This window comes from Methanobrevibacter sp., assembly GCF_036307625.1.
Taxonomy (GTDB): domain Archaea; phylum Methanobacteriota; class Methanobacteria; order Methanobacteriales; family Methanobacteriaceae; genus Methanocatella.
On record NZ_JAXJXF010000081.1, the window covers coordinates 1 to 15,173 of the forward strand.

The 15,173-nt window shown below is 34.4% G+C and carries 11 protein-coding genes; 7 read left to right on the forward strand and 4 right to left on the reverse strand.

Going from position 1 to position 15,173, the window contains the following annotated elements; all coding sequences use genetic code 11:
- Together UIB65_RS05115 and UIB65_RS05120 are read right to left on the reverse strand one after the other, a co-directional pair.
- Positions 1-676, reverse strand: a 676-nt coding sequence (locus tag UIB65_RS05115; RefSeq protein ID WP_330040025.1) for a hypothetical protein, incomplete at its 3' end; no start/stop codon positions are given.
- A gap of 81 nt (positions 677-757) precedes the next feature.
- Positions 758-2,062, reverse strand: coding sequence for an alanine/glycine:cation symporter family protein (locus tag UIB65_RS05120; protein ID WP_330040026.1), 1,305 nt, complete (start codon positions 2,060-2,062; stop codon positions 758-760).
- Positions 2,063-2,501: 439 nt separating this feature from the next.
- Between UIB65_RS05120 and surE the strand changes: the two genes are divergently transcribed.
- The 7 genes from surE (at position 2,502) to UIB65_RS05155 (ending at position 9,367) form a co-directional block, all read left to right on the forward strand.
- The gene (surE, locus tag UIB65_RS05125) at positions 2,502-3,317 is read left to right on the forward strand and encodes a 5'/3'-nucleotidase SurE (RefSeq protein ID WP_330040027.1); all 816 of its coding nucleotides are present in this window, start codon (positions 2,502-2,504) and stop codon (positions 3,315-3,317) included.
- Positions 3,318-3,550: 233 nt separating this feature from the next.
- Positions 3,551-4,729 carry a cytosine permease gene (locus UIB65_RS05130; RefSeq protein WP_330040028.1) on the forward strand — a complete coding sequence of 393 codons (1,179 nt, stop codon included), beginning with the start codon at positions 3,551-3,553 and terminating at the stop codon, positions 4,727-4,729.
- A gap of 184 nt (positions 4,730-4,913) precedes the next feature.
- Complete coding sequence (locus UIB65_RS05135) at positions 4,914-5,756, forward strand: aldo/keto reductase (protein WP_330040029.1); 843 nt, start codon at positions 4,914-4,916, stop codon at positions 5,754-5,756.
- A 107-nt stretch (positions 5,757-5,863) separates the two neighbouring features.
- A complete protein-coding gene (locus tag UIB65_RS05140; protein WP_330040035.1) occupies positions 5,864-6,277 on the forward strand; it encodes a hypothetical protein in 414 nt (137 codons plus the stop codon).
- Positions 6,261-7,181 carry a DUF6569 family protein gene (locus UIB65_RS05145; protein WP_330040030.1) on the forward strand — a complete coding sequence of 307 codons (921 nt, stop codon included), beginning with the start codon at positions 6,261-6,263 and terminating at the stop codon, positions 7,179-7,181. Before UIB65_RS05140 ends, UIB65_RS05145 begins: the two co-directional genes overlap by 17 nt.
- 197 nt (positions 7,182-7,378) lie before the next feature.
- On the forward strand, positions 7,379-8,239 hold the full coding sequence (locus UIB65_RS05150; protein ID WP_330040031.1) for a radical SAM protein: 861 nt from the start codon (positions 7,379-7,381) through the stop codon (positions 8,237-8,239).
- Positions 8,240-8,422: 183 nt separating this feature from the next.
- Positions 8,423-9,367: a hypothetical protein gene (locus UIB65_RS05155; protein WP_330040032.1), complete on the forward strand. Its 945-nt coding sequence runs from the start codon at positions 8,423-8,425 to the stop codon at positions 9,365-9,367.
- Between the two features lie 27 nt (positions 9,368-9,394).
- Here the strand turns inward: UIB65_RS05155 and UIB65_RS05160 are convergent, their stop codons facing one another.
- Together UIB65_RS05160 and UIB65_RS05165 are read right to left on the reverse strand one after the other, a co-directional pair.
- Positions 9,395-10,429, reverse strand: a complete 1,035-nt coding sequence (locus tag UIB65_RS05160) for a HisA/HisF-related TIM barrel protein (RefSeq protein WP_330040033.1) — start codon at positions 10,427-10,429, stop codon at positions 9,395-9,397.
- A 101-nt stretch (positions 10,430-10,530) separates the two neighbouring features.
- A partial coding sequence (locus UIB65_RS05165) for an Ig-like domain repeat protein (RefSeq protein WP_330040034.1) occupies positions 10,531-15,173 on the reverse strand: 4,643 nt, incomplete at its 5' end.

A 15,173-nucleotide genomic window follows, 5' to 3' on the forward strand; every position in this document is an offset into this window, starting at 1 on the left:
ATTCAACATCCAGTTCATCCTCAAGCTCAGGTATCCTATTTTTCAGCCCATCAAGGTGAGGATAATTTGCAAGGCCATATTTGTGCTTAGATATCTTTGTTAAAAACTCTTCATATGTTTTGTTTAAGTCAATATCATAAGTATTGAAAGAATCCAGAACATAGGCATAATCATCAATAACCAAAACAACTTTGTAAGTGTCCGTTTCTTCATCATATTCTACGCTTTCAAATTCATTGACGTTCCATTGATGGTCCAAAAGGAAGTTTCGGACAAATTCGGCATCCTCAAGATTGTCATACACTCCAAAGATATGGCTCTCTCCGGCAATCTGTTTTGTAATTATGAATGTGTCCATAATTCTGGAAATATTGAGACCGTATTTGGAATTGTTCGGATTTCTTTCATGCCTTTTGACAAGTTTGAAAATGGTATTTTCATCTGGCTTCTGTTTGTATTTGGCCAAGATAAAAATCTTGTCATCATAAACAGTTAAAACCATATATTTATCATCTTTTTTAAGGATTTGAGGAATATTTTTTAAATCCCAATTTGAATCAATTAGCAAATCCCTTATGAAAATTGCATCTTCCAGATTGGTGATTTTTGCTAATGTTCTTGAGTTTTTTACAATGGAATAGGATGTTTTGTTTTGTCTGATGTATTTTTCACTCATTGTGATAATATTTGATTTGGGAGTATAATAAATTTAGGTGATTTTTTTGTGGTGTTAATATAGGGGCTTTGGAAATATCGGTCATTTCCAGGTATCTAGTTCCTCTTCGTTCAGCCCAATTGAACTTGCTTTAAAAATCGGATTTTTTCCTGCCTTTTTTTGAGTTTCATAGTCTTTAAGACAGTCGATAGCACGTTTGCCCAACATCACACAAACAGGCAAATTTATTAATGTCATACCGCCCATTGTAATGTCTGCCATAGCCCAAGCAGCATCCATTGGAATAATTGCACCAACAAAGATGATTGCAGAAGCCATTAAATAAAATATGTGCATAAATCTTTTTGATGGCATCTTTCTGTGATTTAAAAAAATCAATGTGTTATCAACATAATAAAGATTTCCAATCAATGTTGTAAATGCAAACAGCACCATGGCGACTGTGATGAAAAGTGGTCCGGCAATACCAAAAACGCTACCGATTGCAGTCTGTACATATGGAGCACCTGCAACTGCTGCATCTCTTGCAACACCGGTTGACAAGCACATTAGTGCTGTAGCAGTACACAAAAGCAATGTATCAATATAAACGGACAAAGTTTGCACCAAACCTTGTTTTGCAGGGTGAGATACCTTTGCAGAAGCTGAAGCGTTTGGCGCAGACCCTACGCCTGCCTCATTTGAAAATAGTCCTCTTTTAATTCCATAAACTAAACATGAACCGACAATACCTCCGGCTATGGATTTAAAGTCAAAGGCATCCTGGAAAATCAAAACAAACATTGAGGGGATGTTATGATAATTGACTATGATAACGATTAAGGCTACAATAACATAAGAAACTCCCATAAATGGGACGATTGTACCAGTAACCTTCATTATTCTTTTACCTCCACCAAACAGACAGTATCCAGTTAAAATAGCTAGTATTGCACCGATGATGGTGGGAGTTGTTGAAGGGTTATAAAATGGATAGTCCATGAATGTTGACTGGAGGTTAAAAGAGCACAGCAGATTAAAACCAACTGCGTATGTTGAAATTAAGAATATACAAAACAGTATGGCTATTTTAGGTTTATGCAATGCTTCATCGATATAATATGCTGGACCACCATAGAAGTGTCCTTTCGAATCCTTTCTTTTATAGATTTGAGCTAGTGTACTTTCGATGAATGCAGAAGATGCACCTATGATACACATTATCCACATCCAAAAAACTGATCCTGGACCTCCAAAACAGATTGCTGTTGACACGCCTATGATGTTGCCTGTTCCCACACGTGAAGCGGTGGATACTAGCATTGCCTGCAGTGAAGATACTGAATTTTCACCATCTGACGGTTCAAATAGGAGTTTCACTGATTCGGGAAATAGTCTGATTTGCACGCCCTTCGTTTTAATGGTAAAATACAATCCTGAAGCTGCATAATGATAATCAGAGTTGGAAAATACATGAAATTGTCAAGTTGATCCAATATAAAGAATGTATCTATCATAAATTTCCCTTCTTTCAATTAGTTTTAATAACTTGTCGGTTCAAATGAAGAGCAATAATATAATTTCGCCTTTATAATATACTATTTCATTTATACTTTAAAATATTTTTTAACTCATTGTTTTAATGGATAAAATGGAATTCAAATTATATGTATCATATGTCTGGGATTTTGGCATGGTATGAAAACGTTAGGATGAATATTAAATGTTCGGGAATATTTTCAACACGGGTATAACTGACCTTTTCAAGTAAAATTTATATATCCAAATTATTTTTATATCATATTGCCAAATATTAATTATAACATGTCTTGATGGTTTTGATTTTATGAATATCTTAATATCTAATGACGATGGTGTATTTGCACCTGGAATATTGGCCGCAAAACAGGCAGTTGAAGATTTGGCCAATGTTGTTGTTGTAGCTCCGGACAAGAATAACAGCAGTGTAGGTCGTCGTTTATCATTGTTTAAACATCTTGAAGTTAAATCCTTTGAACTTGATGATGGGAGTTTAGCTTATTCGGTATCCGGCAGTCCTGCAGATTCAGTAATTGTTGGTGCAGATTATGTGATGGATGAAAGGCCTGATTTGGTAATAACTGGAATAAATCAGGGCCTTAACATAAGTTCAGATATCACATCTTCCGGTACGGTTTGTGCTGCTTTTGAAGCGGTTAGCCTTGGCATTCCTGCAATAGCCGTTTCATTATTCATAGATCCAAAAACTTCTTATAAGCAGGATGAAAATGGCGAATGGTATATGGATTTCAACTTTGATTTTGCTAAAAAAGTCTTGCATGACGTTGTTTTAAAAATAATCAATGAAGGATTTCCTGAAGGTGTGGATTTGTTCAATTTGAATGTGCCTACAAATTACAGTTCCGAAGAGGTTAAAATAACCAGTCTTTCCCATAAAATGCTTGATAAAAAAGTAATTGACAACACTGATGTTGAAAAGGCCGAGTTGTTCAATTATCCTTTGGAAGAAAACCAGGAAAGCGATGATTTGATTATGATTACATCCAGTCTGGTTCAGGATTATGAAAAGAACAGTGATGGATATGCATTGTTTGTTGAAAAAAGACCTAGCTTAACACCTTTGACTGTTAATATGACCATTAAGGATTTAAAAGATTGGTAAATCTAATTATTTTCCTTTTTAGGAAATCTTAATATTTGATGCATGCATTCTTAAAAAATTCTAACATTTAAATTTGATTCTTTATTTTTTAATTCTTTTTAAAAAATTGTAATAAAAATTATTCAATGTACAGTTTTGTACTGAAAATCTTTATATATATTATAATCTAATTATTAATATGTATGTTATTTAATGAATAAATTTAATTGAATTTCTATTTTTGAGGGCAGAATATGGAGAATCGTACGGGACTTTTTACTAATATGATTATATGGTTTGGTGTTGCAATTTCAGTTTCTGAAATTCAGGCAGGCATACAGATAGGGTCTGCAGCACCAATCAACTCCATATGGATTCCATTGATACTTGGACATGTAATTGGGGGAATAATGCTTTATTTCGTGGGGCTTATAGGAGCACGCCTCAGGGTCAATGCAATGGAATCAATCAAATCAACTTTCGGTAATTTCGGATCCCGGTTTTTTGCCACATTGAATGTGCTGCAGCTCATTGCATGGGTAGCGGTATTGAATGCACAGGGCGCATTGGCGCTAATGGGTTTGAATGTACCAATATCTTTCGCTCTCACCTGTATAATTCTGGCTTTTTTTGTAGCTATATGGGTTTTTATAGGTCTTCAGCGCACTTCAAAAATAACAAGTATAATAATGATGATTTTGACATTGCTGCTGGCCATATTGTCCGTCAGGCTGCTGGGTATTAATGGGTATCATTTAATGCCTGTCGGCACTTCAGAGACATTGACATTCTGGAACATCTTTGAAATCTCAATTGCAATGCCGATTTCATGGCTGCCTGTGATTTCCGACTATACTAAAGATGCGGAAAGTCCCAAAAAGGCAACAGCTTTATCAGCATTTGCTTATACCGTTGCAAGCCTTTGGATGTATTTCATAGGTGTTGAAGTTGTCTGCATTGGAACTCTTGACATTTCACAGGCAATTCTGATTTCAGGGCTTGGAGTGCAGGGAGTTATCATTCTTGTCCTTTCAACAGTCACAACAAATTTCCTTGCAACAAATTCAGCCGGCGAGTCTGCAAAGGCAATATTTAATAGGCTGGACCCTAAAATTGCAGGTGTCATAGTGAGTATTTTAAGTGCAGTTCTGGCAATTTCAGGAATTATGGACCATTACATTTCATTCCTTTATCTCATCAGTTCGGTATTTGCTCCAATGGCGTCTGTACTTGTAGTTTCATTCTATTTTGGAAAAGGAAATAATGAACCGAAAGACTGGTACTGGAACATTTTCTCATGGTTAGTCGGTTTTGTCGTCTATCAAATAACAGCAGGCTTTGATTCCATATTTTTAGGTCCTACTCTTATTGCTGTCATCGTATCGGCTGCACTTACATATATCTGGATTTTAGTTAAAAAAAGAAATAATTAGAGTTGGGGATAATAATTGCATATATTTTGGGTAGGGATCTCACATTTTTAAATCGGATTCATTTAGATTTAAACAATTTCATTATAATAAAATTTGGGTTAATTGCATTTGACCAACAATATTTGAAATAATATTTAAATAATTTTAAAATGAAAGTTAATTATATAATTGGTGAGTTAAAAAAATGGAATTCAAAAAATTAAACAATAATGAAAAAATACCCATGATTAGTTTCGGTGTTTATGATATTCCTCCAGAAGAAACAAAAAAAGCCGTAATCAATGCATTGGAAGTAGGATATACTTCATTCGATAATGCGCAGGTTTACTATAATGAAAAGGAAGTTGGTGAAGCAATCAAGGAATCTCAAATTTCACGTGATGATTTATATTTGACCACAAAAAATTGGGTGAGTAATTCAGGATACGATAAAACAATTAAGGCAGTCAATAAATCATTGCAGGATTTACAAACTGATTATGTTGATTTGTTCCTTATTCATGAACCATTTGGTGATTATTATGGGTCATATAGGGCACTTGAGGACTTGCAAAATGAAGGAAAAATATTGTCCATTGGTGTTTCCAATTTTGATCCGGCTCGATTATTGGACTTGGACATGAACAACAACATCACTCCTCAGGTTAACCAGGTTGAAACCACACCTTATTTCCAGCAGTATGAGGCTAATGAAATGATGAAAAAGTTGGGTGTGGCTCATCAAAGTTGGGGGCCTTTGTCTGATGGTGAAAACGATTTGTTTTCCAATCCGATTCTTTTGGAAATTGCAGAAAAATACGAAAAAAGTACTGCTCAGGTGATTTTCAGATGGCTGATAGACAGAGACATTCCTTTTTCATGCAAATCAGTTAAATTTCATAGGATGAAGGAAAATATTGATGTATTTGATTTCAAATTGAATAAGAAGGATATTGAAAAAATTAAGGAATTGGACAATGGTGAAGACCCATTTAAAGATAATTATGACCCTGAATTGGTAGAAGAGTTTAATTCCGAAATAGTATAAATATCAATTTTTTTTTAATTACTTATTCTTCTTTTTTTAAATTTTTTGTAATTTTTAGAAAACATTTAAATAGTATAATACACAAGATATACACAAGGTGATAATAAATGTATATAACAATACAATCATTTCAAAACATGCACGGTTCAAAGCCACTGAAACTTGATGGGCTAATCAAGCTAGTCAAGGAACCTGACAATAAATACGATACTGAAGCAATAGCCTGTGAAATGAGATATTTTGGTAAAATAGGCTATGTGGCAAACAGCACCAACACCGTCGTCATTGGATCAATGAGTGCAGGACGTCTATATGATAAAATTAACGATGAATACTTTGCAAAAATTAAATTTATCACTGGTTCAATTGCATTGGCAAAGGTATTGACATCAGACGAATACGTTGCAGAAGTGGAAAACCCCGAAAGCGACATACACTATCTGTCAGACAATTTAGGAAAAATAGATGTTGATTTCATAAGCAAAAATTTTGAAGGTGATGCAGATGATGGCCAGTTATGAACTGCTGGATGAACAGGTTCACAAAAACGTTGCAATCATTCCAATTAAAACCCCTATAAATCATAAAATCGATTTGTTAACCCTTAAGAAAGGTTTTGAGCTGGGTCTTGTAAACGTTAAGGAATGTGAACAGTCAACAGTAAATACAATCATTGTTGAAAACAAATCAGTAGCTCCTCTTCTTTTGGTGGACGGTGAAGAGATTGTAGGTGGAGATCAAAATCGTATAATGGATGCAACCATTCTGATTGCTCCACAAAGCGAGAAGAAAATTCCTGTGAACTGTACCGAACATGGAAGATGGAGATATGAAAGCGACTTCAAACAATCGGAACATATAGCAAATTACAGAACACGACTTGCCAAACATCATGCATTCAGAAACAATGCTAATGTTCAGCAGGCAGTTTGGGATTCAATTGATGATCTTGAAATGTCAAGGTCATTTTCATCACCGACACAGGCAATGTCTGAAAGCTATGAAAACGCAAAAGCGGATTTAAACGAATTTTTGGATGTATTCGATATAGTTGAAGGTCAGACTGGCATTGTGGTATTGGTCGATGGTGAAATTAAAGGTTTTGAAGTCTTCTTAAATACCGAAATCTATAGGGAGTATCATGAAAAAATCCTTAAAAGCTATTTAATCAATGCTGAAGTAAATGACAATGTTTTCACAATTAACAAGGACACAATTGAAAGCGTTATTGAAGATGCATTAAGTGATGAATTCGAAGAAGTTAAAAATGAAGGATTGGAAACTCGCTTTGAGATTAAAAGTGAAGATGGAGTGGGCAGCGCCTATACATATAAGGATGAGCTTATTCATATGTCTTATCTGGTTGGAAATGCTGAATCGAACTTAAAAGGAGAAAAAGTGCTTTTCGATGATGTGAGAATCTGAAAAATCAGATTTCTTCATCTAATTCTATTTTTTTTGATTTAAACAAAACTGTTAACATCAATGCTTGGCTGTATAGTATTATAGGAAGTTTTTTTAGTAAAAATCAACAATGGACTCGATGATAATGAAGTTATCGAGAGTTTCAATTCATCAGAATTTGAGAATGTTATTATACTATGAACCTCAAATTTTTCATTATGCATTATATCAAAGCGAAGGGCATCTTCACATCCGATTATGGCATTAATCTCTATAGGGGTTGCACTCATGGATGTATCTATTGTGATTCCAGAAGCGAAATATATCAGATAAATCATAAATTTGAAGATATTGAAGTAAAGGAAAATGCGGCTGAGCTGCTCAAAAAGGAGTTGATTAGACGAAAGCCGTTCATGGTCACAACTGGAGCAATGACTGATCCATATGTTCCAATAGAAAAAAGGCTGCAACACGTTCGCAAGTGTTTGGAATTAATTTACAGATATGGATATGGTTTCTCATGTCTGACAAAGTCAGATTTGATTTTACGGGACTTGGATTTGCTTAAAAAAATCAATGAAAAAACCAAAGCTGTTGTTCAGATTACCATAACCACGACCGATGATGAACTGTGCAAAAAAATTGAGCCGAATGTCTGTCCAGCATCAAGGCGATTGGAAGTCCTGAGGAGATTAAATGAAAATGATATTCCAGCAATCGTCTGGCTGTGTCCGATATTGCCGTATATCAATGACTCGGAGGAAAATATCAACTCCATTCTGGATTGCTGCATTGATGAAAACGTCAAAGGAGTTCTGAATTTGGATATGGGATTGTCCTTAAGGAAAGGCAATCGCGAATACTTCTATAGAAAACTGGATGAAGTTTTCCCTGGGTTGAAGGACATATATGTTGAAGAGTTTGGTGACCGTGAATTTATTCACGGTAAAAACGACCGCAAATTAAAAGGAATTTTAAAAAGCAGATGCGAAAAACAGGGGATGTTGTACAAACAGGACGATATATTTGATTATGTTTATGAATTTCCATCCAAAACTATTCAATCTAAATTAATCTGAGTGTATCTTTTATAATATGTTCAGATGCAAGTAACTATTTTCTTATATTAATTATATGAATATTTTTTTTACAATGTAAAATATATTTATATAATGAATTAATTAAATTTAAACAGAATACATTAAATGGTGATTATTTTGCAACATACGAACAAATTTGTTCATGAATATGGTAAGCACATTATGGAAAAGTTTGAATTTGAAAATGGTGAAACCCTTGAAAATGTTGAAGTGGAATATCTGATTAAAGGGACACCAAAATTCGATGATTGTGAAAATATTACCAACCTTGTTGTCTTTTGCCATGGCTATGAAGGGAACTGTTTATCATTGAATGAACTGCATTCATTCACATCAGATGGCATGCCTTTTGATTTTAACAAGTATTTGATTCTTTCAATAGCTTCTTTAGGGTTTCCTAATTCTTGCTGTCCGTCATCTACTGGATTGGGGAATAATTTTCCGGAATATAATTTCAAAGATAAGGTTAATTTTAAAAAGCAATTTATCAAAGAGAAATTGGGTAATGATAATGTATTGGGTGTTTTAGGAGTTGGAATGGGAGGATACGAAGTTTATACATGGGCTTGCGAGTATCCTGATGACATGAAATTCAATATTGTTGGTGGCAGTTCCTATAAGACTGCGGGATATAGGTATGTGATGATTAAAGGAATCAAAAACATAATCGAAAACAATGCTAATTTTAACAGTGAATGTTATGATGAATCATTTTCAAACACTATGATTTCAGTATATCAGGTAATATTTTCCATGTACTTTTCCCAAAAGATTTTTCAGGAAATGTCCAATGATGAAATTGATGTATTTATGGATCAGTTTGTTGAAAAAAGCTATAGCATTGACATCCATGACTTTAAGTTTCAGTATGATGTCCTTTTGGATTATAATATTGAAGATAAATTAGCCAATATAAAATCAGATGTTCTAGTTTTTATTCCTGAAAATAACCTTTATTTCTCTTCTAAAGATGATATCGAAAATTTAAATAGTTTAATAAAAAATTGTCAAACAGAGGTGCTGGATTTTAAAAGAAATAAATTTAATGAAATGGATTTCAATCATGTTATGTCAATACTATACGCATTTTTAAAGAAATTTGAATAGAACTTAGTAAGTTTAGTCAAATCATTTTTACTCACTGTTTTTGTAATACTCTGGAGAGCAGGGCTTCAAATGGCAGGTACTAGTTTTTTTCCAGTAACAGTTATTGCATGCCTGACAAAAGCTTTCTCCATCACCTTTGATTTGCCAATCGACTAAAAAACTTGGGTCTGCAACAAAGGGCCTTTGCATGGATATGTAATCAATATTCGTTTCATTCAAAAGATCATTTACTTTATTTTGGTTGCGTGCTCCACCACCCAGAATAACTGGAATGTCAACTTCTTCAATTATCTTTTCCGTTGCATCGATTAGGGGATTGTTTTCAGTGTTGCGTGTGAAGAACTGTGGAGAGCGTGGACGGGTTATCTGAAGCGAATCGGCACCATGCTTTTCAAGGAGTTTGGCTATTTCAATCGTTTCATCGATTGTCATCCCATCTGAGGACTCATCAAAAGCATTTAATCTACAGTTGATATGTAATGAAGTATTCTGTTTGATTACTTTAATGATTTCCAATACGATTCTTAGTCTGTTTAGAGTATTTCCACCATATTTGTCATTGCGGGAGTTGAATGCAGGGTTAATGAAACGGCTTAGGAAATAATTATTGCCCAGTGCAATCTGTATTCCATCAAAACCTGCATAACCTATTTTTTGAGCGGCTATTATGAAGTCAGTTTGGATTTTTCTGATATCATCAATTGACAGGTTTTCAGATTTCATATTCTGTTCTGTTCTTTTGTTATACTGTACAAAACCTAATTGGGCAAAAATGGGCACGTCATATACATGGACAAGGTCTGTTAAATCTTTCGCTTCTCTGACAAAACGATTAAAGTTAATGGTGTGGGTGTATTTTGAAAAGACATCGTGGGGATAGAGTGAAATTACCTCTGTAATAATCAGTCCGACACCGCTTGCGGCAATGCTTTCATATCTATCGTATATTTCTGGTGTGAAATTTCCAGAAGGTTCCCTTTGTGATTCCCACAAACCTGTTCTAACTATTCTGCTGTTAAGTTTCAAGTCTCCAAAGTCGCAACTGTCAAATAAGTCTTTCATAGTATATTATTAATTTCTAATAGGATATAAATATGAATGTAATAAATTTAGACAACAGAACATCATTTTTAGCATATAACTATTATAAAACAGGATTAAACTTATTTAATGATTATCAAAACATTTTTGGTTGATGATTTGAAGTTGGAACTGCTGTCATATTTAAAGACTGCATTAAATTTGCCTTTTTTAGTTAGTTTGATGCTGAAAACTGCATCGCCTTTGGAATTTGTTCTAACTTTGTAGGTCTTTTTGTTGATGGTTAATTTAACAACTGCATTTTTAATAGCTTTATTTTTATTTTTAAGTGTTACAGTTACTTTTTTAACTTTGGATTTAACTTTAAATGTTTTTGATGATGCGGTAATTTTTGGAGTTGCTTTGTTGACTGTCATTTTGGCTGTACAGGTTGAGGATAGGTATGTATCATCACCGGCGAATCTGACTTTTGCATTGTATTTGTTGGCTGCAAGATTCACATTAAGTAATGCCTGACCTTTAGCATTTGTTTTTATGGTGTATGCCTTATTATTTAAGTTGACGGTAACGAATTTTCCAGCCAAGACATTTCCTTCACTGTTTTTCAAAGTTATGACTAGATTGGATGGATTATCATATAGGATATTGATGTCTTTTGCTGATAAACTAGTTGAGGCTTTGCTTATAGTTATGTTAGTATTGGTGTTTGATGTTGAGTAGATGTTGTCTTCTCTGAATTGTATTTCCGCTGTGTATTTTCCAGGCAGTAAATCGATTGGAAGTGTGGCTTGTCCGTTGTTGTCTGTTGTAGCAGCATGGTTTTTGCCGTTTAGGTTTATTGTAATTTCTTTTCCTTTCAAAGCATTATTTTTATTGTCTTTTAATGTAATAATCAGACTGACTGAATCTCCATATATTGCACTGATGTTTTCAGCGGTTAAGGAAGTTACAGCCTTGTTAATTGATATATCTGCATCAGCGAATGAGGACAAGTAAGTATTGTCTTGTTTGTATTGTATTTTTGCTGTGTATTTTCCTGGTAGTAGATTGATTGGGAGTGCTGTGTGTCCGTTGTTGTCGGTAGTGACTGTATGGGTTGTACCGTTTAGGTTTATTGTAATTTCTTTTCCTTTCAAAGCATTATTTTTATTGTCTTTTAATGTAATAGGTAAATAAGCTATGTCACCATATGTGAAAGTCATGTCTTTTGAGGCTAAGGAAGTTGCAGCTTTATTTATGACTATATTTGCATTGGATGATGATGAAAGATAAATTTCATCTTCCTTGAACAGTATTTTTGCTGTGTATTTTCCTGGTAGTAGATTGATTGGCAGTGTTGCCTGACCTTTGTCATCTGTAGTGATTGTATGGGTTGTACTGTTTAGGTTTATTGCAATGTCTTTTCCTTTTAAGGCATTTCCTTTACTGTCTTTTAGTACAATAAATAAATCTGCAGCATCACCATATGTGAAACTTAATTCATTGGAGGTTAAGCTTGTTGAAATCTTGTTTACAGAAATGTCAACAGTAATAACTGAGGATATGTAGATGTTGTCTTCATTAAATTGTATTTTTGCTGTGTATTTTCCTGGAAGTAAATCGATTGGCAGTGTTGCCTGTCCCTTATTATTTGTAATTGATGTATAATTTTTGCCGTTTAGGTTTATTGTAATTTCTTTTGCATTCAAAGCTTTATTTTCAATATCTTTTAATGTAATGATTAGATTGGTTGGGTTTCCATATGTGAAACTAACGTTATTTGAAGTCAAAGATGTAGCAATCTTATTTATAACGACAGGAACTGTTGCAGAGGAGGACAGGTAGGTATTATCTTCTTTAAACAGTATTTTTGCTGTGTATTTTCCTGGAAGTAAATCGATTGGCAGTGTTGCCTGACCCTTGTCATCTGTAGTGATTGTATAGGTCATGCCGTTTAGGTTTACTGCAATGCCTTTTCCTTTCAAAGAGTTATTTTTTGCATCCTTTAAAGTAATGATTAAACTGTTTGTGATGTCATTAACGGTTAAGATAGTTGCAGTCTTATTCACAATAACGTTGACATTTGCGGATGATGAAAGATATATTTCATCTTCCTTAAACAGTATTTTTGCTGTGTATTTTCCAGGCAATATATCTATCGGCAATGAAATTTGCCCGTTTTTGTCGGTAGTTAATGCATATTTCATATCATTCAATGTAATTATGATATCTTTTCCTTTCATTGCATTATTCTTGCCGTCTTTTAAAGTAACTGCCAGGTTGGCAGAATCTCCATAAATAATATTGATGTCTTTTGCAGTCAATTCTGTAGCCATCTTTTTTACAATGATATTTGCAGTTGCATATGTGGATATGTAAGTGTCGTCGCCTGCATAAAGTATTTCAGCAATGTATTTTCCAGGCAATATGTCTATTGGTAGTGTTGCCCGACCTTTGTTATCGGTTGTAACTGTATGGTTAATGCCATTTAAAGTTATTTTGATGATTTTTCCTTTCAATGCATTGCCTTTGGCATCTTTTAAATTCACAACAAGACTTGCACCGGAATTATACTCTGCAGTTACATTACTGGTTTCAATGGTTGATTTGGAACCAACTTTAACTGTGAATGTTTTATAGTAAGCGTCTCCAATAAATTTGCCGTCAACATATTTTCCGCCGATGTACTTTACTAAAACATTATGATATCCGCTTGACAGTCTTAAAATTGATGCCTTGAATATTCCGTGTTCCACCGAATAGGATTTATGAAGGTTTCCGTCAACTGTAATATATATGATTGCATTTGTACTTTCCGGAGCATTGAATGTAATGTATGCATTGGATCCGGTTTCTATTTCACTGGAAACATTAACTGAGATATTCTGTGAGTTTCCGATTATATAAACGTTCTGAATTAAATGGTGTCCTCCTTTCACATAGTCAAATTCCAAATAAAACTTATTCAAACCAATGCTGATGCTTGACAATGTAACTGACGAATAGCCTTTAGTTATTTTATTTGAAGCCAAAAGTTTTCCTTTTTCACCATCATCATATTCATAGACATTAAAAGCGCCGTTAATCCATTCGTTGGTGTGAATATTGACTGTGAAGTTTTCACCGGCACAGGCATATTCAGGAGCAGTTATTATCGGAGAAACGATTCCCGGCTTTTTGTTCATCAACAGGTTCTGCAATATTGCATATTCGTCATATCCAAGAATTTTACCGTCTCTTCTAATCTGTGTACCAGCCCAGACATAAACTTCCTTGAATTTGTGATCTATTGCATCTTCCAATGCCTTTTCTATCAATGGCCAATATTTTGCTGCATCTTCAGGATATAATACAAATCCTCCGAAATAATGTAGATTTGATTCATTGAATCCTAATTCATGGCCAATCGCATATGCTTCCCTATGGTGAATACTTTCATAGATTACCCAATCGTAATCCTCAATCTGGAGAATGTCCAGCTTATATGGGGAATATGCATCTGAAAGATAATTGACATTTCTAATCATTGTAGGAACTCTGTCGGTATCTACAACACTTGGCAGGAAAAATAAAGCTATGTATAGTCCGTCATCATATTTGTCGCTTTTAACGACTTTGCTTATGGAGTCACTGTATTTTACCAATTGCTGATTCATCCAGTTCATGGTCTCATTATCATAATCTAAAGTCCAGACATTCGCATATTCGGGCAATGCGGTACCATGTTCAGCCAGATATTTTGCTTTGGTTGAATCATCGTAGAAGCATGGGGACTGATCTGGCAATACATTTTCATTCCACCACCACCAAACTTCACCCATCTGAAGGATAGGTTGAAAGCCATTGGCTGTAACAATGTCAAGACATGCTTCTGATACCTTTTGCATATATTGGATAGCTTCATCATTGCAAGGACTATAAATGAATGTTGAAGGGCTCCATCCGGTAACTGCAAAATTTCCGTTGCAATCCATTTGCCTCCAACTGTGAGGTGATTGCAGATTTTCCATGGAAACGCTGATAATAAGATTTTCCACATCATTTTTTTTCAATTCGCGGGAATAGCAATCCAACCAGGCTTTAAATGCTTTATTCAATGGCACTTTTTTATCCAAAACCATTTTTTCAGTACGGGCATTGTTAAACTCCATATCAGTAATCACATCACCGACAGTACCATACTTTTCATAATAGTGTGAAGCTCCGATGTATAGATTGACCCAACCGACATATCCCAATTTCCTCATCTCGTTGGATAATCTTAAAGGATTCATGTTGTAGATATCGTCATAGCCTTCACAAAGGCGGTATTGATGAGGTTCCAATGCTGGCTGTTCAGCACAGATTGCGCCGTTGACAACATTTATGTTGTATATTCTGCATGAAAAATCCTTATTTTTCATAATTGTAAAATGATTGCTGTTAACATAATTAACAGGGGACAATGAAAACATGATGGATTTTATGTTGGTTACATCCAACTTTGTTTCTTTTTTGACAGTTACGGATTTGCCTTTCTTGTCAAAATAGGTATTTCCTGGAAGCAATGTAAGCTTGTTGAAGTTTATTTTCACATGATTTTTTTTAATGAATCTGTTCATTGTGAGATAATAGTTTTCACCGGTATTGGTTTCAATTGCAATGCTTATGAGGCTATTTGAAAAATCAATGCAGCCGGACATTTCATAATCGAATTCCAGTATCACGTTGGAATAGTCGCTGCGACTGGCGTAACTGATGTAGGGGTGTTGAATTGGATCTTTTGAATTCCAGTACAATCCAACTA

Bases quoted from the DNA above. Each gene is read 5' to 3' on its own strand.
- UIB65_RS05145 (WP_330040030.1), top strand. From the start codon at position 6,261: ATGATGGCCAGTTATGAACTGCTGGATGAACAGGTTCACAAAAACGTT.
- surE (WP_330040027.1), top strand. From the start codon at position 2,502: ATGAATATCTTAATATCTAATGACGATGGTGTATTTGCACCTGGAATA.
- UIB65_RS05160 (WP_330040033.1), bottom strand. From the start codon at position 10,429: ATGAAAGACTTATTTGACAGTTGCGACTTTGGAGACTTGAAACTTAAC.
- UIB65_RS05155 (WP_330040032.1), top strand. From the start codon at position 8,423: ATGGAAAAGTTTGAATTTGAAAATGGTGAAACCCTTGAAAATGTTGAA.
- UIB65_RS05140 (WP_330040035.1), top strand. From the start codon at position 5,864: ATGTATATAACAATACAATCATTTCAAAACATGCACGGTTCAAAGCCA.
- UIB65_RS05150 (WP_330040031.1), top strand. From the start codon at position 7,379: ATGCATTATATCAAAGCGAAGGGCATCTTCACATCCGATTATGGCATT.
- UIB65_RS05135 (WP_330040029.1), top strand. From the start codon at position 4,914: ATGGAATTCAAAAAATTAAACAATAATGAAAAAATACCCATGATTAGT.
- UIB65_RS05130 (WP_330040028.1), top strand. From the start codon at position 3,551: ATGGAGAATCGTACGGGACTTTTTACTAATATGATTATATGGTTTGGT.